Origin of the sequence: Streptomyces sp. DG1A-41 (genome assembly GCF_037055355.1) — a bacterium.
Taxonomy (GTDB): domain Bacteria; phylum Actinomycetota; class Actinomycetes; order Streptomycetales; family Streptomycetaceae; genus Streptomyces.
Genome location: NZ_CP146350.1, coordinates 5,245,591 through 5,263,965, shown reverse-complemented (window position 1 = coordinate 5,263,965; position 18,375 = coordinate 5,245,591). Strand labels below are relative to the sequence as shown.

General features: G+C 73.2%; 18 protein-coding genes and 1 pseudogene. 5 read left to right on the top strand and 14 right to left on the bottom strand.

Annotated elements, in window-relative coordinates; genetic code table 11:
• Positions 1 to 108: 108 nt before the first annotated feature.
• The 9 genes from V8690_RS24645 to V8690_RS24605 all read right to left on the bottom strand — a co-directional run bounded on the left by V8690_RS24645 (position 109) and on the right by V8690_RS24605 (position 7,968).
• Entirely contained in the window at positions 109 to 642 is a 534-nt protein-coding gene (locus tag V8690_RS24645; protein ID WP_338782109.1) for an amino-acid N-acetyltransferase, read from the bottom strand.
• Between the two features lie 9 nt (positions 643 to 651).
• Positions 652 to 1,149: a BlaI/MecI/CopY family transcriptional regulator gene (locus V8690_RS24640; RefSeq protein ID WP_338785446.1), complete on the bottom strand. Its 498-nt coding sequence runs from the start codon at positions 1,147 to 1,149 to the stop codon at positions 652 to 654.
• A 169-nt stretch (positions 1,150 to 1,318) separates the two neighbouring features.
• Positions 1,319 to 1,507, bottom strand: a complete 189-nt coding sequence (locus V8690_RS24635; RefSeq protein ID WP_338782107.1) for a hypothetical protein — start codon at positions 1,505 to 1,507, stop codon at positions 1,319 to 1,321.
• 18 nt (positions 1,508 to 1,525) lie between these two features.
• Positions 1,526 to 2,203, bottom strand: coding sequence for a hypothetical protein (locus V8690_RS24630; protein ID WP_338785445.1), 678 nt, complete (start codon positions 2,201 to 2,203; stop codon positions 1,526 to 1,528).
• Positions 2,204 to 2,539: 336 nt separating this feature from the next.
• The gene (locus tag V8690_RS24625; protein WP_338782105.1) at positions 2,540 to 3,337 is read right to left on the bottom strand and encodes a type III pantothenate kinase; all 798 of its coding nucleotides are present in this window, start codon (positions 3,335 to 3,337) and stop codon (positions 2,540 to 2,542) included.
• Between the two features lie 17 nt (positions 3,338 to 3,354).
• Positions 3,355 to 4,329, bottom strand: a complete 975-nt coding sequence (gene nadC, locus V8690_RS24620) for a carboxylating nicotinate-nucleotide diphosphorylase (RefSeq protein ID WP_338782103.1) — start codon at positions 4,327 to 4,329, stop codon at positions 3,355 to 3,357.
• A gap of 5 nt (positions 4,330 to 4,334) precedes the next feature.
• A complete protein-coding gene (locus V8690_RS24615; protein ID WP_338782101.1) occupies positions 4,335 to 6,044 on the bottom strand; it encodes an L-aspartate oxidase in 1,710 nt (569 codons plus the stop codon).
• Complete coding sequence (gene panC / locus V8690_RS24610; protein WP_338782099.1) at positions 6,041 to 7,042, bottom strand: pantoate--beta-alanine ligase; 1,002 nt, start codon at positions 7,040 to 7,042, stop codon at positions 6,041 to 6,043. Before panC ends, V8690_RS24615 begins: the two co-directional genes overlap by 4 nt.
• On the bottom strand, positions 7,042 to 7,968 hold the full coding sequence (locus V8690_RS24605; RefSeq protein WP_338782097.1) for a DUF2520 domain-containing protein: 927 nt from the start codon (positions 7,966 to 7,968) through the stop codon (positions 7,042 to 7,044). Before V8690_RS24605 ends, panC begins: the two co-directional genes overlap by 1 nt.
• 184 nt (positions 7,969 to 8,152) lie before the next feature.
• Here V8690_RS24605 and V8690_RS24600 point away from each other — a divergent pair, with 184 nt between their 5' ends.
• Positions 8,153 to 9,346, top strand: coding sequence for a beta-eliminating lyase-related protein (locus V8690_RS24600; protein ID WP_338782095.1), 1,194 nt, complete (start codon positions 8,153 to 8,155; stop codon positions 9,344 to 9,346).
• Here the strand turns inward: V8690_RS24600 and V8690_RS24595 are convergent.
• Entirely contained in the window at positions 9,339 to 9,542 is a 204-nt protein-coding gene (locus tag V8690_RS24595) for a hypothetical protein (RefSeq protein ID WP_338782093.1), read from the bottom strand. The two genes, V8690_RS24600 and V8690_RS24595, sit on opposite strands and share 8 nt — an antisense overlap.
• Positions 9,543 to 9,700: 158 nt before the next feature.
• Between V8690_RS24595 and V8690_RS24590 the strand changes: the two genes are divergently transcribed.
• On the top strand, positions 9,701 to 10,807 hold the full coding sequence (locus tag V8690_RS24590) for a DUF5937 family protein (RefSeq protein WP_338782091.1): 1,107 nt from the start codon (positions 9,701 to 9,703) through the stop codon (positions 10,805 to 10,807).
• A 39-nt stretch (positions 10,808 to 10,846) separates the two neighbouring features.
• On the opposite strand, the gene V8690_RS24585 is transcribed toward V8690_RS24590, so the two are convergent.
• Both V8690_RS24585 and V8690_RS24580 read right to left on the bottom strand, forming a co-directional pair.
• A complete protein-coding gene (locus V8690_RS24585; protein ID WP_338782089.1) occupies positions 10,847 to 11,515 on the bottom strand; it encodes a response regulator transcription factor in 669 nt (222 codons plus the stop codon).
• A 55-nt stretch (positions 11,516 to 11,570) separates the two neighbouring features.
• A complete protein-coding gene (locus V8690_RS24580; RefSeq protein ID WP_338782087.1) occupies positions 11,571 to 12,761 on the bottom strand; it encodes a sensor histidine kinase in 1,191 nt (396 codons plus the stop codon).
• Between the two features lie 118 nt (positions 12,762 to 12,879).
• Here V8690_RS24580 and V8690_RS24575 point away from each other — a divergent pair.
• Positions 12,880 to 13,898 (top strand): annotated as a pseudogene (locus V8690_RS24575) (SAM-dependent methyltransferase).
• Positions 13,899 to 13,901: 3 nt separating this feature from the next.
• Here V8690_RS24575 and V8690_RS24570 read toward each other — a convergent pair.
• Positions 13,902 to 15,053 (bottom strand): NADH-quinone oxidoreductase subunit D, encoded by a 1,152-nt coding sequence (locus V8690_RS24570; protein ID WP_338782085.1) that lies wholly within the window; start codon positions 15,051 to 15,053, stop codon positions 13,902 to 13,904.
• A 31-nt stretch (positions 15,054 to 15,084) separates the two neighbouring features.
• Here V8690_RS24570 and V8690_RS24565 point away from each other — a divergent pair, with 31 nt between their 5' ends.
• Both V8690_RS24565 and V8690_RS24560 read left to right on the top strand, forming a co-directional pair.
• Positions 15,085 to 15,651 carry a PH domain-containing protein gene (locus tag V8690_RS24565; RefSeq protein ID WP_338782083.1) on the top strand — a complete coding sequence of 189 codons (567 nt, stop codon included), beginning with the start codon at positions 15,085 to 15,087 and terminating at the stop codon, positions 15,649 to 15,651.
• Between the two features lie 101 nt (positions 15,652 to 15,752).
• Positions 15,753 to 17,027 (top strand): PH domain-containing protein, encoded by a 1,275-nt coding sequence (locus tag V8690_RS24560; RefSeq protein WP_338785444.1) that lies wholly within the window; start codon positions 15,753 to 15,755, stop codon positions 17,025 to 17,027.
• An 86-nt stretch (positions 17,028 to 17,113) separates the two neighbouring features.
• Here the strand turns inward: V8690_RS24560 and V8690_RS24555 are convergent, their stop codons facing one another.
• On the bottom strand, positions 17,114 to 18,328 hold the full coding sequence (locus V8690_RS24555) for a hypothetical protein (protein ID WP_338782080.1): 1,215 nt from the start codon (positions 18,326 to 18,328) through the stop codon (positions 17,114 to 17,116).
• Positions 18,329 to 18,375 lie beyond the last annotated feature (47 nt).

The window sequence follows — 18,375 nt, the reverse complement described above, 5'->3', positions numbered from 1 at the left end:
TCGGACATAGGGCACCTGGGCAGGGCGGCCGTGCGGAATATGCCTTGCCGAACCGGGCGGGCGGTCTCGCGAACGACGTGCAACTGGCTTGTGCGTCCGTCCCGGCGATCACAGATGCAGAAGCATCCGGCTGTTGCCCAAGGTGTTCGGTTTCACTCGTTCGAGACCGAGGAACTCCGCGACACCCTCGTCATAGGAACGCAGCAGCTCCGCGTAGACATCCGTGTCGACAGGCGTCTCGCCGATCTCCACGAAGCCGTGCTTGCTGAAGAAGTCCACTTCGAAGGTCAGACAGAAAACGCGGCGAACGCCGAGCCAGCGGGCGGTGTGCAGCAACTTCTCCAGCAACTGGTGCCCGACGCCCGCGCCCTTCAGGCCGGGCTTCACGGCGAGAGTGCGCACTTCCGCGAGGTCTTCCCACATCACGTGCAGGGCGCCGCAGCCGACGACCTCGGCGTTGTCGTCCCGTTCCGCGACCCAGAACTCCTGGATGTCCTCGTAAAGCGTCACCGTTGCTTTGTCGAGCAGGATGCCGCCGCGGACGTAGGCGTCGAGGAGGCGGCGGACGGCCGGGACATCGCTGGTACGGGCCCGACGGACGGTGATGGCTTTTGCGGGGGCTTCGGGGCTCTTCGCGGACATGACGGGACGCTATCGCTCCCCGAGGTCCTGAGCAGAGGCGGGGTTCTCCTGCGGTTCGGCTCGTTCCGCCGGTTCCGCCCGTTCCGCTGGTTCGGTTCGTTCCGCCGGTTCGGCCGGTTCCGACGGTCCGGTCGGTTTCTGGGTTTCCGGGCCTTGGACGATGCGCACGGCATCGCGGAGAGCCTCTCGCTGTTCGTCGCTCATCATCCCGAAGAAGGCGACAAGAGCCGCGGCGGGGTTGTCGCTCTGCGACCAGGCCTCGTTCATCAGGGCGGCGGCGTAGGCGGCGCGTGTGGAGACCGCCTCATATCGATAGGCACGGCCTTCCGCCTCGCGGCGCACCCAGCCCTTCTGATGGAGATTGTCCAAAACGGTCATCACGGTGGTGTACGCGATGGACCGCTCCTTCTGAAGATCTTCCAGGACTTCTCGAACGGTCACCGGGCGGTTCCACTTCCACACCCGCGACATGACCGCGTCTTCGAGTTCTCCCAATGGGCGAGGCACACCACAGAACAATAGTGGGAGAACTCGGTAATGCCGTGTCGGACGTGCACTTCACCGGCGAACGGGAGCAAAAAGGGCGTACGACTCGAAAGTGCGGGCCCCGCGGGGAGCGGGCCGCACGGAGTCGTACGCCGTCAGAGCGCTGCGCCCAGGGGTGGCAGCGGTCGGGTCAGGCTTCGGCCTTCGGGGGCGTCGCGGAGGACTGGCGGGCGCCCTCCACGCGCGCGAGGGCGGCGTCGACAGCCGCGTCCTCCTTGGCCTTGTTGGCGCCGCCCTGCGTCTTCACGATCACCCGGATCACACCGATGAAGAAGATGGCCATGACGACCGGGGGCAGGAGCGCGGAGACGTAGTCCATGGATCCAGAGTAGCCACGTCAGCCGGCGGCGAGCTGCTGGGGGTTGGCCGGGGGCGGCGGGGTGGGCTTGCGGCGTGGGAAGACCTCGCCCGGGGTGGGGATCGGGCGGCCGGGCTTCGGGGGGGCCGGGGCGGGCTTGGGGGCGGGCTTCGGGGCCGCCGGCTTTCGCGCGGGCTTCTCCTCCGGTTGCTTCTCCGGGGTGTTCTCATCGGCGCTGGAGCGGCCTCCGGGAAGGGGCAGGAGGCGAATACGGGTGCGGGAGGCGGGGACGGTGGGGGTGCCGGGCACGACCGGGTGGCCGGACGAGTGGGCGGCCGTCGAGGGGGAGTGCGAGCCCGTGCGTGCGGGCTGCTGCCCTGTGAGCAGGTCGCAGCGTTCCAGGAGGGTGGCGGCGGTGGGGTTGCCGCGCAGGGCGCGGAGGGCGGCGAGGTCGTCGGAGTGGGGGCGGTAGCCGGCACCCAGCGCCTCATCCAGGAGCGTGAGGTAGCCGGCGGCGGTGCCGGGGAGGGCGGCGCGGTACCGGCCGAGGTCGGCCACGAGGAAGGCGCGGAGCCTGGCGCCCTCCCGCATCGCCTCGTCGAGCGACTCTGCGAGGCGGAAGCAGTTTTGGACGTCGTCGGCCGAGGCGGAGGTGGGGTGGAGGGCGAGGGCGAGAGCGCGGCGGAGCACACGCAGCTCCTCCACGCCGAACGCCATGCCGCCGCGGGATCCGTATGGCGTGGGCATGCGGCGAGGATACGCGCTAATCAGACAAATTCTGCATAGCGGACAGGTGTGGCGCGGGGAGGCCACCCAGGTGGGCGGGTGCGCGCCGGAGGGTGCCCGTCATGTGGCCACCCAGGTGGGCGGGTGCGCGCCGGAGGGTGCGCACCGGAGGGTGCCCGCGCCGGAGGGTGCCCGTCATGTGGCCACCCAGGTGGGCGGGTGCGCGCCGGAGGGTGCGCACCGGAGGGTGCCCGCGCCGGAGGGTGCCCGTCATGTGGCCACCCAGCTGCGCGCCCACCCACTCCAGCATCAGCGCCGCGCCCCGCCTCACATGCGCGACACGTTCCGCTCGTACACCAGTCGCAACCCGATCAGCGTCAGCCACGGCTCGTGTTCGTCGATGACCGACGACTCGCCCAGGACCATCGGCGCGAGACCGCCCGTCGCGATGACCGTGACATCGTCCGGGTCGTCGGACAGCTCGCGGGCCACGCGGCTGACGACCCCGTCGACCTGGCCGGCGAAGCCGTAGATGATGCCCGACTGCATCGCCTCGACCGTGTTCTTGCCGATGACGCTGCGAGGCCGGGCCACCTCGATCTTGCGGAGCTGGGCGCCGCGTACGCCGAGGGCCTCGACGGAGATCTCGATGCCGGGGGCGATGACCCCGCCGACGTACTCCCCGCGCGCGCTGACCGCGTCGAACGTCGTCGCCGTGCCGAAGTCGACGACGATCGCGGGGCCGCCGTAGAGCTCGACCGCCGCGACCGCGTTGATGATGCGGTCCGCGCCGACCTCCTTGGGGTTGTCCATGAGGATCGGGACGCCCGTCTTGACGCCCGGTTCGACGAGGACCGCCGGGACGTCGCCGTAGTAGCGGCGGGTCACCTCGCGGAGTTCGTGCAGGACCGAGGGGACGGTCGCGCAGATGGCGATGCCGTCGATGCCGTCGCCCAGTTCGTCGCCGAGGAGCGGGTGCATGCCCATCAGGCCCTGGAGGAGGACCGCCAGCTCGTCGGCGGTGCGGCGCGCGTCCGTGGAGATGCGCCAGTGTTCGACGATGTCCTCACCGTCGAACAGGCCCAGGACGGTGTGGGTGTTCCCTACGTCGATCGTCAGCAGCATGGCCCGTACCCGCTCCCCTACTCCGCCGGCCGAAGGTCCAGGCCGATGTCCAGGATCGGCGAGGAGTGGGTGAGGGCTCCGACGGCCAGGTAGTCGACGCCGGTGTCGGCGTACGCCTTGGCGTTGTCGAGGGTCAGCCGGCCCGAGGCCTCCAGGGCGGCGCGGCCCTGGACGATGGCGACCGCCTCCGCGCACTCGCCCGGCGTGAAGTTGTCCAGGAGGATCAGGTCGGCGCCTGCGTCCAGGACCTCGCGGAGCTGGTGCAGGGTGTCGACCTCGACCTCGATGGGGACGTCGGGGAAGCGTTCGCGTACGGCCTTGAAGGCCTGGGCGACGCCGCCCGCGGCGACCACGTGGTTGTCCTTGACCAGGGCCGCGTCCGAGAGGGACATGCGGTGGTTGACTCCGCCGCCGCAGCGGACCGCGTACTTCTCGAGGGAGCGCAGGCCGGGTGTCGTCTTGCGGGTGTCGCGGACCTTGGCCTTCGTGCCGTCCAGGACGTCCGCCCACGCGCGCGTGGCCGTCGCGATGCCCGACAGGCGGCACAGGATGTTCAGCGCGCTGCGTTCGGCCGTGAGGAGGTCGCGGGTGCGGGTGGTGACCGAGAGGAGCTTCTGGCCCGCCTCGACGCGGTCGCCGTCCTCCGCGTGGCGTTCGATCGCGAGTTCCTCCTCGCAGACAACGGAGATCACCGCTTCGGCGATCCGCAGCCCCGCCACCACACCCGCCTCACGGGCCGTGAAGTCGGCGGTGGAGACCGCGTTCTCGCGGATGGTCGCCACCGTCGTCACGTCCACGCCGTGAGCCAGGTCCTCCTGGAGGGCCACGTTGGCGATGTCCTCGACCTCGACGGGGTCGAGGCCGGCGTCGGCCAGGAGCTGGGCGAGTGCGGGGTCCAGGCCGCACTCCAGGTACGCCTCGTCGTCCGCGCCGCAGGCGCAGCCGTCGCCGCAGCCTCCGGACGAGGCGAGGGGAAGGTCGGGGGTGCTCACGTCGGTCACTGCTCCTGAGAGGCCTGGGGAGGGAGGGTCGAAGGGAAGTGTGTGGTGTCGGTGGTGTGCACGGCCAGCGTGCGGTCGGGGTTCAGGCGTACGACGATGTGGCGCCGCCAGGTGGTGTCGTCGCGCTCGGGGCGGTCCTCGCGCCAGTGGCAGCCCCGGGTCTCCTCGCGCAGCCGGGCCGCGGTGACCAGGACGCGGGCCACGCACAGCAGGTTGGTGGCCTCCCAGGTGTCGACGCCGGCCTCGGCGGTCTTGCCGTTCTCGGCGAGGGCGTCGCGGGCGTCGGTGTGCAGCTGCTGGAGCTGGTCGGCGGCCTTGGCGAGGGACTCCGCCGAGCGCAGGACACCGGCCCCGTTCGTCATGATCCGCTGGATCGTGAAGCGGGACTCGGGGGTGAGCAGGGGGTGCTCGGGGATCTCCGGGTGCGGGAGTGGCTGCGGCACGCGCGCGTCGAGGCCGTTCGCCGCGATGTCCGCCGCGATGCGCTCGGCGTAGACCAGGCCTTCGAGGAGGGAGTTGGAGGCAAGGCGGTTGGCGCCGTGCACGCCGGTACAGGCGACCTCGCCGCACGCGTACAGGCCGGGGACGGTCGTACGGCCCCGGGAGTCGGTGCGGACGCCGCCGGAGGCGTAGTGGGCGGCCGGGGCGATCGGGATGGGCTCGGTGACCGGGTCGATGCCGTGGGCGCGGCAGGCGGCGAGGATCGTCGGAAAGCGGTGTTCCCACATGTCGGCGCCGAAGTGCCGGGCGTCGAGGAACATGTGCTCGGCGTCCCGCTCGTGCATGCGGCGCATGATGCCCTTGGCCACGATGTCCCGCGGGGCGAGTTCGGCCAGTTCGTGCTGCCCCCGCATGAAGCGCACACCGTCGGCGTCGACCAGGTGGGCGCCCTCGCCGCGCACCGCCTCGGAGACCAGGGGCTGCTGGCCCTCCGCGTCGGAGCCCAGGAAGAGGACCGTCGGGTGGAACTGGACGAACTCCAGGTCGCTCACCTCGGCGCCCGCGCGCAGCGCCAGGGCCACGCCGTCGCCCGTGGAGACCGAGGGGTTGGTCGTCGCCGAGAAGACCTGGCCCATGCCGCCGGTCGCCAGGACCACAGCGGGGGCGTGTACCGCGCCCACACCGTCGTGCTGGCCCTCGCCCATGACGTGCAGGGTGACGCCTGCCGTGCGGCCCTCGGCGTCCGTGAGGAGGTCCAGGACGAGCGCGTTCTCGACCGTGCGCAGGCCACGCGCGCGTACCGCCTCGACCAAGGCGCGGGAGATCTCGGCGCCGGTGGCGTCGCCGCCGGCGTGGGCGATGCGGCGGCGGTGGTGGCCGCCCTCGCGGGTGAGTTCCAGCTGTCCTTCGGACGACTCGTCGAAGTGCGCGCCGGTCTCGATGAGGCGGCGGACGGCGTCGGGGCCCTCGGTGACGAGGAGGCGGACCGCTTCCTCGTCGCACAGACCCGCGCCCGCGACCAGGGTGTCGTCCAGGTGCTGCTCGGGGGTGTCGCCCTCGCCGAGGGCCGCGGCGATGCCGCCCTGGGCCCAGCGGGTGGAGCCGTCGTCCAGGCGGGCCTTGGTGACGACGACGGTGGTGAGGCCGGCCGCCTCGCAGCGCAGGGCGGCGGTGAGGCCGGCGACGCCGGAGCCGACGACGACCACGTCCGCGGAGATGGACCACCCGGGTGCGGGCGCGTGCAGTCGTATGCCTGTGGTGGTCACGAGGCGGCTCCGAAGGTTCCGAAGGTGAGCGGGATGTTGTCGATCAGCCGGGTGGTCCCGACCCGGGCGGCGACGGCGAGGACCGCTTCGCCGGTGAAGTCGTCCCCGATCTCGGTGAAGTCCGTCGGGTCGACCAGGGCGAGGTAGTCCAGCACGAGCGGCGGATCGAGCCGGGCGGCCTCGTCGAGGACCTGGCGGGCGGCCGCGCGGACGGCGGCCGGGCCGCCCGGGACGGCCGTCGCGACGGCGTGCGCGTCCGCTGCCGCGCGGGACTCGCCTATGGCGCTGAGGGCCTCGGCACGCGCGCGTGTGGCGGGAACTTCGCGGGCACGGGCGCGCAGCGCCTCCTGCGCGGCGTGCCGGTCCTGGCCCGCGAACAGGGCGCTGGACAGCGCGAGGGCGGTGCGCCGCCCGGCGGGCGAGAGGTAGCGGTTGCGGCTGGACAGGGCCAGGCCGTCCTCCTCGCGGACGGTGGGGACGCCTACGATCTCCACGCCGAAGTTCAGGTCCCGCACCATGCGGCGGATCAGGGCGAGCTGCTGGGCGTCCTTCTGGCCGTACAGGGCGACGTCGGGGCGGGTGAGGTGCAGCAGCTTGGCGACGACCGTGAGCATGCCGTCGAAGTGGCCCGGGCGGGAGGCGCCCTCCAGCCGCTCGCCCATGGGGCCCGCGGTGATGCGGACCTGGGGCTCGCCGCCGGGGTAGACCTCGTCGACGGACGGGGCGAACACGACGTCCGCGCCCGACTCCCCGGCCAGCTTCACGTCGGCGTCCAGGGTGCGCGGGTAGCGGTCGAGGTCCTCGCCCTCGCCGAACTGGAGCGGATTGACGAAGACGGTGACGACGACCTCGCCGTCGGGGCCGGCGATGGCGCGCGCGGTGCGGATCAGCGTGGCGTGGCCCTCGTGCAGCGCCCCCATGGTCATCACCACGGCGCGGCGGCCCGTACGCGCGCGTGCGTGCAGTTCACCGGCGGTGCTGAGCAGGGTGGTGGTCATCAGGCGTCCCCTTCGGTGCCGTCGGTTCCGTCGGCGAGTACCCCGAGGAGGTCCTCGGCGAGCTCCGGCTTCAGCAGGCCGTGGGCCAGGGCCCGGTCGGCGGTCGCTCGGGCCATCGCCAGGTAGCCGGCGACGGCCTGCGGGGCGTGCCGGCGCAGCTCGGTGACGTGCGCGGCGACCGTGCCCGCGTCCCCGCGCGCGACCGGGCCGGTGAGGGCCGCGTCGCCGGAGCGCAGGGCGTTGTCGAGGGCCGCGCCGAGCAGCGGGCCGAGCATCCGGTCGGGGGCGGCGACCCCGGCCGCGCGCAGCAGCTCCAGGGACTGGGCGACCAGGGTGACCAGGTGGTTGGCGCCGAGCGCGAGGGCCGCGTGGTAGAGCGGCCGGTTCTCCTCGGCGATCCACTCCGGCTCGCCGCCCATCTCGATGACCAGGGCCTCGGCGGCCAGTCGCAGTTCCTCGGGCGCGGTCACGCCGAAGGAGCAGCCGGCCAGCCGCTGGACGTCCACGGGCGTGCCCGTGAAGGTCATCGCGGGGTGCAGCGCGAGCGGCAGGGCGCCCGCGCGCAGGGCGGGGTCCAGCACCCGCGCGCCGTACCGCCCGGAGGTGTGGACGAGCAGCTGTCCCGGCCGTACGGACCCGGTGTCTGCGAGGCCCGCGACCAGCTCGGGCAGGGCGTCGTCCGGAACCGTCAGCAGGACCAGCTCGGACCGCTGGAGGACCTCGGCGGGCGGCATCACCGGCACGTCGGGCAGCAGTTGCGCGGCGCGGCGCCGGGAGACGTCGGAAACCGCGGATACGGCGACCGGGCGGTGCCCGGCGAGCTGGAGGGACGCGGCCAGTGCGGGTCCCACGCGGCCGGCGCCGACGACGCCGACGGTGAGCCGCGCGGGGCGGTCCCTGGGGTCTGGCTGTGGGGTTGTGTTCACTCGACGGCGGCCTTCCCGTTCCAGTCCGCTCCGGGTACCGGACGATTTCTCGTCATGTTAACGCGATCGGTTCGAGGGGTGTTCGGTTGTCCACAGGGTGTGCATTCCCACAGGGAAAACGGTGTGCATTCCCGCTTGGAAAACCGGGTGCCCGTCCGCACCCGCGCGCGGGATGATCCGGGCCATGAGCGACACGGCGGAACAGGACGAGCGGGCGACCGGGCACCTGTCGGACGAGGACCGGAGGTCACGGCTCCGTGAGCGGCGGCTGGCCGCCCACCGGGGCGCACGGCGGGTGTTCGCGCGCTTCGGCTTCCACAAGACGCTCCGGGAGCGGCTGACGGAGCTGGACGGGGCGGAGGGCCTGTACGACCTGGACGAGCTGTCCGACGTCTACGGCGACGGCGTCGTCGAGGCGCTGGAGACGAAGGTCGCCGGACTGCTCGGCACCGAGGCCGCCGCGTTCTTCCCGACGGGCACGATGGCCCAGCAGGTGGCGCTGCGCTGCTGGGCGGGCCGCACCGGCAACCCGACCGTCGCCCTGCACGCGCTCGGCCATCCCGAGGTGCACGAGCGGAACGCGTTCAGCGAGGTGAGCGGCCTGCGGCCGGTGCGCGTGACGGGCGAGCCGCGGCTGCCCACCGCCGCCGAGGTGCGCGACTTCGAGGAGCCCTTCGGGTCGCTGATGCTGGAACTGCCGCTGAGGGACGCCGGTTTCGTGCTGCCCTCCTGGGAGGAGCTGACCGAGGTGGTGGCGGCCGCCCGGGAGCGGGACGCGGTGGTGCACTTCGACGGGGCCCGGCTGTGGGAGTCCACGGTCCACTTCGGCCGGTCCCTGGAGGAGATCGCGGGCCTGGCCGACAGCGTCTACGTGTCGTTCTACAAGTCCCTGGAGGCGTTCGGCGGCGCGGCGCTCGCCGGGCCCAGGGAGCTGGTGGAGGAGGCGAAGGCCTGGCGGCACCGGTACGGCGGCCAGGTCTTCCAGCAGTTCCCGACGGTCCTGTCGGCACTGGTCGGACTGGAGCGGGAGCTGCCCCGGCTGCCGGAGTACGTCGCCCACGCGCGCGTGGTGGCCGCCGCCCTGCGCGAGGGGTTCGCGGCGGCCGGGCTGCCGTGGGCGCGCGTGCACCCGGAGGTGCCGCACACCCACGAATTCCAGGTGTGGCTGCCGTACGACGCGGACGTCCTGACGGAGGCGGCGGTGCGCACGGCCGAGGAGACCGGCACCGTCCTGTTCGGCGACGCCTGGGACCGGAGCGGTCCGGGCCTGGCCTGCACGGAGGTGCATGTGCGGTCCGCCGGGCTGGAGTGGACCGCCGAGGACGTCAAGAGCGCGGTGGCGAAGTTCGTGGCCCGGCTGCCGGAGGAGGTCAGGTAGGGCGCTGCCGCCACCGGTTCAGGGCGGCCCGGAACCGATGGCGGGCCGGGCGGCCCACCAGGACCGCCCGGAACTGCCGTTCGTCGCGCCATTCCCGTACGACCTGCCAGTCGTGCGTGCCGGGGGCGGGCGGGGCGGACTCGCCGTTCTGCCGGGCGCGGTAGGTGTCGAGGAGGTACTGCTGCGTGATGCTCATGGTGGATCGCCTCTGCGGGACGGGGTGATGGAGGTCCGAAGGCTCCGCGGCTGCCCCGGTCGTCCCACACTGCGCCCGTGCCGGAGGCGGCGTCGCGTCGATTGACGAGGCCCGTCAATCGACGGGGCGTTGCCAGTGGCGGGGTGCACCATGAGGGCATGAGCGTGCGCATCGACATCGCGGGGCTGCGGCCGGAGCAAGTCGCCGTCGTGCCCTCACCCCTGGCCGAGCTCGGCATGGCGCTGCACGCGCTGTCCGAGCCCGGTCACCACCCGGGCCTCCAGGGCTGGGTGACGGGCGTGACCGCGCGGCTCGACCCGCATCTGGCCGACCGGATGTGCGAGGCCGACTTCCTGTGGCGGACGACGTTCTCGGACCTGTTCCTGCCGTACGCGGGCATCCCGGACCCGGGCGCACTGCCGTGCGCCACGCTCGCCGAGGAACTGGACCTGCTGGACAAGCTGACGGACGAACAGTTCGTGGACGCGGCGCTGGAGTTCACCTGTGCCGTCTGGTACGGCTCGTGCGGGCCCACCGCGCTGTCCGACCCCGAGGTGCGCCGCCGGTCGCTGGACCTGGCCGCCGCGCGCGGGCCGCGGCAGCTGCGGTTCAGCGAGCGGCTGCTGGCCGACCCGCCCCGGATCCGGGCCTGGCTGCGGCAGTTCCTCCGAGACTGCGACGAGGCGTTCTTCGCGGAGGCGTGGTCCCGGCTGCGTCACCAGCTGGCGGCGGACGCCCGCCACAAGACGGACCTCCTCAGACACCGGGGCCTGGCCGAGGCCCTCGCCGCGGTGTCCCCGGCGGTGACGCTCGACGAGGCCGCCGCCGACATCACGGTCGACAAGCTGGGCGACGGCCGTACGGCCACGGGCGACGACGGCCTGCTGCTCGTCCCGACGAGCCTGGGCTGGCCGCACCTGATGGTCCTGCACCGGTACGGCTGGCAGCCGGTGCTGCACTACCCGGTCGGCTCCCCCGAGCTCGCCGCCCCGCCCACGCTGGAGCAGCTGACCCTGCGCATGACCGCGTTGTCCCACCCCGTGCGCATGCGCATGTGCCGCAATCTGGCCCGCAGCGCGTACACCACCGGCGAGCTCGCGCAGGTGCACGGCATGACGGCCCCGGAGATATCCCGGCATCTGGCCGTGCTGAAGAAGGCGGGCCTGATCACCACCCGTCGCCGCGGGCGCTACGTCCTGCACCAGCTGGATGTGACGGTGGTGGCCCGGCTCGGCAGCGAGTTCCTGGAAGGGATCCTCAGATAGCCGGCCGTCCCACGCCACTCACCGGGCGTCCCACACCGCTCAGCCGTGCCCGCCGGCCCGCACCAGCCCCGTCTCGTATGCCAGCACCACCACCTGCACCCGGTCCCGGAGCCCCAGCTTGGTCAGGATGCGGCCCACGTGCGTCTTCACCGTCGCCTCCGACAGCACCAGCCGAGCCGCGATCTCGCCGTTGGACAGGCCCTGCGCGACCAGCACCATGACCTCGCGCTCGCGCTCGGTGAGCCGCTCCAGCTCCTTGTGCTGGGGCTGCTTGGTGCCCGGCAGCATCGGCGCGAAGCGGTCCAGGAGCCGCCGGGTGGTGGAGGGCGCCACGACCGCGTCACCGCTGTGCACGGCGCGGATCGCGGTGAGGAGCTCCCCGGGCGGCACGTCCTTGAGCATGAAGCCGGAGGCGCCCGCCTTCAGCCCGGAGAAGGCGTACTCGTCGAGGTCGAAGGTGGTCAGGATGAGCACCTTCGGCGGGTCGGTGTCCGCGCAGATCCGGCGGGTCGCCTCCACACCGTCGAGCTTCGGCATGCGGACGTCCATCAGCACCACGTCGACCTCGGTCGAGCGCAGCGCCTGGAGGGCCTCGACCCCGTCGCCCGCCTCCGCCACGACCTCCATGTCCGGCTGGGCGGCGAGCACCATCCGGAACCCGGTGCGCAGCAGCACCTGGTCGTCGACGAGCATCACGCGGATCGTCATCGGAGCCTCTTCCATGTCTTTCGTTACAGGTGTCAGCGAGGGGCGTGGGCCGAGCTCAGCTAGCGGGTTTGAGCGGCAGCAGGGCACTGATGCGGAATCCTCCGCCCGGGCGCGGGCCGGCGTCCAGGGTGCCGCCGACCATGCCGACCCGTTCCCGCATGCCGATCAGGCCGTGGCCCTGGCCGTCGAACCCGCCCTCCTCGTACAGCTCGTGCGGGGCGCCCTTGCCGTCGTCCTCGACGAGCAGGCCGAGGCCGTCGTCGAAGTACACCAGGCGCACGCTCGCGCCCGCGCCCGGCCCGCCGTGCTTGCGGGTGTTGGTGAGCGCCTCCTGCACGATGCGGTAGGCGGTGAGCTCTACGCCGCTGGGCAGCGGGCGGGGGGTGCCCTCGACCTTGAAGTCGACGGGCAGTCCGTGCCCGCGGCACTGCTCGACGAGGTCCTCGATCTGCTGGACGTCGGGCTGCGGCACGTACTCGCCGGCCTCCTCGTGCTCTCCGGTGCGCAGCACGCCGAGCAGGCGGCGCATCTCGGCGAGGGCCTGGCGGCCGGTGGAGGAGATGGTCTCCAGGGCCTTCTTCGCCTGGTCGGGCGCGGCGTCGAGGACGTAGGCGGCGCCGTCGGCCTGCACCACCATCACCGAGACGTTGTGCGCGACGACGTCGTGCAACTCGCGGGCGATACGGGCGCGTTCCGCGGCGACGGCGACTTTGGACTGCGCCTCGCGCTCCCGCTCCAGGCGGGCGGCCCGCTCCTCCAGCTGCGCGAAGTAGGCGCGGCGGGTGCGGATGGAGTCGCCGAGCACCCAGGCGAGGGCGAAGGGCACGGTCATGAAGACCGTCAGGGCGATGTTGCCCGCGACGTTCGTCTGGTCGCTCGGCCAGCGCAGGTGGGCCACGGGAGCCGCGCACAGGCCGGCGGCCAGCGCGAAACGGGAAGCCCAGCGCGCGCCCTCCGCGGCGACCGTGTAGACGATCACCAGCATGGCGAAGTCGTGGGGGCCCATCTCGACGTCGGTGATCAGCTGGGCCACACCGACCGCGGTCGCGAGCAGCAGCATCTTCTCCGGCATGCGGCGGCGCAGCGCGACCACCAGGCACAGAAGCAGCGAGAGCGGAACGGCGACGGCCGGGGGGCCGAATCCGCCCGACGCTCCGCCGACCACGGAAATCCCGAGGAGGACCACGGCCCAGGAGCCGTCGACCCACATCGGGTGCCTGCGGAGGAAGTCATAGAGGCGCTGCACGTAACCCAGCGTAGGGAAGCGGGATAGGTGCAGGGGTCAACCGGAGGGCCGATCCGCACCGGGCGCGCGTACTCCGCAAGGTGGAGTTGCGTTCGTTGTGTCCCCTTAGCCTGGCCCGGTGACAGCGGTGACGAGGGGCGAGGGACCAGAGGAACACCAGGGGCCGGAGTGGCGCGGGTGGCGTACTGCGGCGCGGGAGGCCCTGTACGGGCCGGGCGGCTTCTACCGCCGGGCCGAGGGCAGGCCGGGCACTTCCGCACGTCCGTGCACGCGTCGCCGCTGTTCGCCGGGGCTGTGGCGGCGCTGCTGTGCCGGGTCGACGAGGCGCTGGGGCGGCCCGCCGCGCTGGGCTTCGTCGACATGGCGGCCGGGCGGGGCGAGCTGGCCGGCGGGGTGCTCGCCGCGCTCCCGGCCGAGGTGGCGGCCCGCACGCGCGCGTACGCCGTGGAAGTCGCCGAGCGGCCCGAGGGGCTCGATCACCGGATCGAGTGGCTGGCCGAGCCGCCGCAGGGCGTGACCGGGCTGCTGTTCGCCAACGAGTGGCTGGACAACGTACCGGTGGAGATCGTGGAGGTGGACTCCGCGGGCATGGCGCGGCTGGTGCTGGTCCGGGAGGACGGGACCGAACGGCTCGGGGAGCCGGTCGACGGGGCGCAGGCGCGGTGGCTGGCGCGGTGGTGGCCGCTGTCCGGCGAGGCGGGGCTGCGGGCCGAGATCGGGCTGCCCAGGGACGAGGCCTGGGCGTCGGCGGTCGCCACGCTCGACCGGGGGCTCGCCGTCGCCGTGGACTACGCGCACACGGCGGACACGCGGCCGCCGTTCGGGACGCTCACCGGCTTCCGGGAGGGCCGCGAGACGGCGGCCGTGCCGGACGGCTCGTGCGACATCACGGCCCATGTCGCGCTCGACGCGTGCGCGCTGCCCGGCGGGCGCCTGCTCCCGCAGCGCGAGGCACTGCGCGCCCTGGGCGTGACCGGCGCACGCCCCCCGCTCACGCTCGCGTCCACCGACCCCGCCGCCTACGTACGCGCCCTCGCGAGCGCCGGAGAGGCCGCCGAGCTCACCGCGACGGGCGGGCTGGGCGACTTCGGCTGGCTGGTGCAGCCGGTCGGGGTCCCGGACGTGCTCACCGTGTGACGGCTACTTGTCGATGTCCCCCACCACGAAGAACATCGAGCCCAGGATCGCCACCATGTCCGCGACCAGCGTCCCCGGCAGCAGCTCCGTCAGCGCCTGGATGTTGTTGTACGAGGCCGAGCGCAGCTTCAGCCGGTACGGCGTCTTCTCGCCCTTGCTGACCAGGTAGTAGCCGTTGATGCCGAGCGGGTTCTCGGTCCATGCGTAGGTGTGGCCCTCGGGTGCCTTCAGGACCTTCGGGAGCCGCTGGTTGACCGGCCCGGGCGGCAGCTCGGCGAGCCGGTCGAGGCAGGCGTCGGCCAGGTCCAGCGCGTTGCGGGTCTGCTCCAGGAGGCACTCGAAGCGGGCGAGGCAGTCGCCCTCCTGCCGGGTCACCACCCGCAGGGTTTCCTGGAGGTCGCCGTAGGCGAGGTACGGCTCGTCCCGGCGCAGGTCGAAGTCGACACCCGAGGCGCGCCCGATCGGCCCGCTCACCCCGTACGCGTGCACGACCTCCGGGCTGAGGACGCCGACACCCCTGGTGCGGCCCCGGAAGATCTCGTTGCCGAGCACCAGGTCGTCGAACCGGTCCATCCGGGAACGCACGTCGGCGACGGCGGCACGCGCGCGCGTGGTCCACCCGGCCGGCAGGTCCTCCTTGAGACCGCCCACGCGGTTGAACATGTAGTGCATCCGCCCGCCGGAGACCTCCTCCATGACGTGCTGGAGCTCCTCGCGCTCCCGGAAGGCGTAGAAGATCGGGGTGATCCCGCCGAGCTCCAGCGGGTACGAGCCGAGGAACATCAGGTGGTTGAGCACCCGGTTCAGCTCGGCGAGCAACGTGCGCAGCCACACCGCGCGCTCGGGGACCTCCATGCCGAGCATCCGCTCCACGGCCAGGACCACGCCCAGTTCGTTGGAGAAGGCCGACAGCCAGTCGTGGCGGTTGGCGAGCATGATGATCTGGCGGTAGTCGCGCGCCTCGAACAGCTTCTCCGCGCCGCGGTGCATATAGCCGATCACCGGCTCCGCGTGCGTGATGCGCTCGCCGTCCAGGACCAGCTTCAGCCGCAGCACGCCGTGCGTGGACGGGTGCTGCGGCCCGATGTTGAGCACCATGTCGGTGCTCTCCGCGGCGCCGCCGATTCCGACCATGGTCTCCGTCGTAGGAGTCATGGACACAGTCTCTCCTACGTACGCTGGCCTCATGGAGACGGGGAGTCCGCACGACACGGGGCCGGCGGGGACACAGGGCCCGGCAATGGCGCAGGGCGCGGCGGGGACACGGGGCGCGCAGGGGGCCGTCGAGGACGGGCCGGTGTGGATCGCGCTGCCGCCCGGGCTGCTGAAGATGCGGCGGTTGCTGCTGGTGGTGTGGCTGGGGCTGATCAGCCTGGCCGCCGGGCTGGTGCCGGGCCTGATGGCCGGGCCCGCCTGGGCCGCCTGCGCGCTGCCGCCGCTGGCGCTGATGGTCTGGGGCTGGGTGATGATCGAGCGCAACTGGCGCTCCTGGCGGTACGCCGAGCGCGCCGACGACCTGCTGATCAGCCGGGGCGTTCTGTGGCGCGAGGAAACGGTTGTGCCGTACGGGCGGATGCAGCTGGTCGAGGTCACCTCCGGGCCCGTCGAGCGGCACTTCGGGCTGGCCAGCGTGCAGCTGCACACGGCCGCCGCGGCGACCGACGCGACCATCCCCGGCCTGGACCCGGCCGAGGCGGAACGGCTGCGCGACCGGCTCACCGAGCTGGGCGAGGCCCGATCGGCGGGACTGTGACGGCGCCCGGGGCCACCGGGGCCTCCGGGGCCACCGAGGCCTCCGGGGCCACCGAGACCACCGAGGCCTCCGGGGCCGGCAAGGGGACCGCCGAGCGGCGGCTGCACCCCGTCACACCGCTCAGGCGGGCCTGGGCGCCGGTCGCCGTGGTGATCGGCTGGGCGGTGCACGACCCCGACGGGGCGCAGCGCCATCTGACCCGGCTGGACACGACCACGCTGCTGATCGGCCTCGCCGTGATCCTCCCGGCCGCGGCCCTGTACGGCTTCTGCTCCTGGTGGTTCACGCGCTTCGCGGTGACCGAGACCGAACTGCGCATCCGCACCGGACTGGTGTTCCGGCGCACCGCCCACATCCGGCTGGAGCGGATCCAGGCCATCGACGTCACCCAGCCGCTGCTCGCGCGGGTCGCGGGGGTCGCCAAGCTCAAACTCGACGTCATAGGCACCGACAAGAAGGACGAACTGGCCTTCCTGGGCGCGGACGAGGCGCGGGCGCTGCGGGCCGAACTGCTCGCCCGGGCGGCCGGATTCGCGCCCGAGACCGCGCACGAGGTCGGGGAGGCGCCGTCCCGGCAGATGCTGCGGGTGCCGCCCGGCGTGCTCGCCATGTCGCTGGTGCTGAGCGGGGCGACCTGGGGGTCGCTGGTCGCGGCGCTCGTCGTACCGCCGGTGCTCTGGCTGGTCACGGAGAGCGTGTGGACGGTCCTGGCCGTCGCCCTGCCGCTGCTGGGCGCGGCGGGCGCTAGCAGCGTGGGGCGGTTCGTCGGCGAGTACGACTGGACGGTGGCCGAGTCGCCCGACGGGCTGCGCCTCGACCACGGCCTGCTGGACCGGGCCCACGAGACGGTGCCGCCGGGGCGGGTGCAGACCGTGCGGATCGTGGAGCCGCTGCTGTGGCGGCGGCGCGGCTGGGTGCGCGTGGAGCTGGACGTGGCGGGCTCCTCCAACTCCGTGCTGGTGCCGGTCGCTCCGCGCGAGATCGCGGAGGCCGTCGTCGCGCGTGTGCTGCCCGGTGTGACCGTGCCGGAGCAGGCGGCCCTGTCGCCGTCGCCGCGCCGCGCCCGGTGGTGCGTGCCGGTCTGGTGGCGCGGGTACGGGCTCGCCGTCACGGACGCGGTGTTCGCGGCGCGGTCCGGGCTGCTGCGGCGGAGCCTCGCGCTGGTGCCGCACGCCAAGGTGCAGAGCGTACGGATGACGCAGGGTCCGTGGGAGCGGGCCCGGGGCGTGGCCGACGTGTGTGTGGACACAGGCGCGAACAAGACGGTGACGGCACGCCTGCGGGACGCGACCGAGGCGCGCGAGCTGCTGGCGGCACAGGCGGAGCGGTCACGAACCGGGCGCAGGGACGCGCGGCCGGACCGCTGGATGGCGTGACCCACGGACCCACCGGACCCACGGACCCACCGGAAAGCCGAAGGCCCCCCGGCCGCGGCCGGGGGGCCTTTTGGGCAGCGTGGGCGTCAGGAAGCCGCGCTCCGCAGCCCCTGTACGTCGATCTGCTCCGTCTCGTCGTGCGCCGTCAGGTCGATGACCTGGCCGATCCCGCGCGACTCCTCGTCCGCCGGCTTGAACCGGGCCTCGGTCTCGGCCTTGTGCAGCGCGAGGGCCTCCTGGCCGACGACATCGGCGAGATCCTCGTTCTGCACGGCCTCCAGGGCGGCCCGTGACGTCCCCTGCTTCGTGCCGAAGAAGTCGAACCCGCCTTCGGACACAGGGCGCCGCACAGGCGTCTGCGGCACCACGGCCACAGCGGTCGGCACGGTGTAGTGACCCGAGGGGGCAGGGGAGGCGGCGGAGGCAGGGGAGGCAGGCTGCGGTAGCCGCTCGGCATCGGCCGCGGTGGAGGAGGTGCCGGCGGTCGCGCGCTCGTGCCCGGCGACCGCCTCGGACTGCCCCTGCGCCTCGTCCTCCCGCGCCTGCTCCCGACGGCCGTCCTTCCGGTCGTCCCCCGCGGGCTTCGCGTCGTCGCCCTTCGGTACGCCATCGCCGTCGCCGCCCCCGTCCGGGTCCGGGGCGGGGGCCGAGTCGCCGTCGAGCCGGGCGAGTGCCGCCGCGGCACGCAGGAACAGCCGGGTGCCCTCGGGCGAGAACACCGCGGGAATCGGCGTCCGCTCCTCGACGCCAAGGGCCTCAGCCGCGGCGGCGGCCGCCTCGTCCGCGTCCGCCGGGGCGTCCGCCGTCTCCGCCGCCCCCGCGGGCAGTGCGGCCCGGACCGGAGCCGTCGCCTCTATCTCGAGCACCCGGCGTTCCTCCAGGACGCTTGCGCGCTCGGTCTCGGCGGTGGCGTACCGGCGCAGCAGTGCGGCGTGCTCGTTGCGCAGCCCGGCCAGTTCCGTGCGCTTGGCGCGCAGCCGCTGCTCCAGCTTCGCGCGCAGCTCGCGGGACTCCTCGAGGTCGGCCTCCAGTTCGGCGACCCGCTCCTCGAAGCGCCACTCGTCGCTCGCACGCGCGCGCGTGAGGTCGGCGACGCGTTTGCCCGCCTGGGTGTCCCAGCGGCGGAGCACGACCGCGCCGACGACCGCCGTCGCAGCGGCGGCCGCGGCCAGACCGCGGAGCACCGTCGGCTCCGTGAACACCCAGGGCCCCAGGGCGCAGACGAGGGAGACGCCTGCGATCGCCGACGGGGGCAGCAGCCTGTGCAAGGGCGGGGAATGGCGGTGACGTCCACGTGGCATGGCCAGAAACTTACCGCGCGTAGGCGAATCATGGTGACCCACCCCGC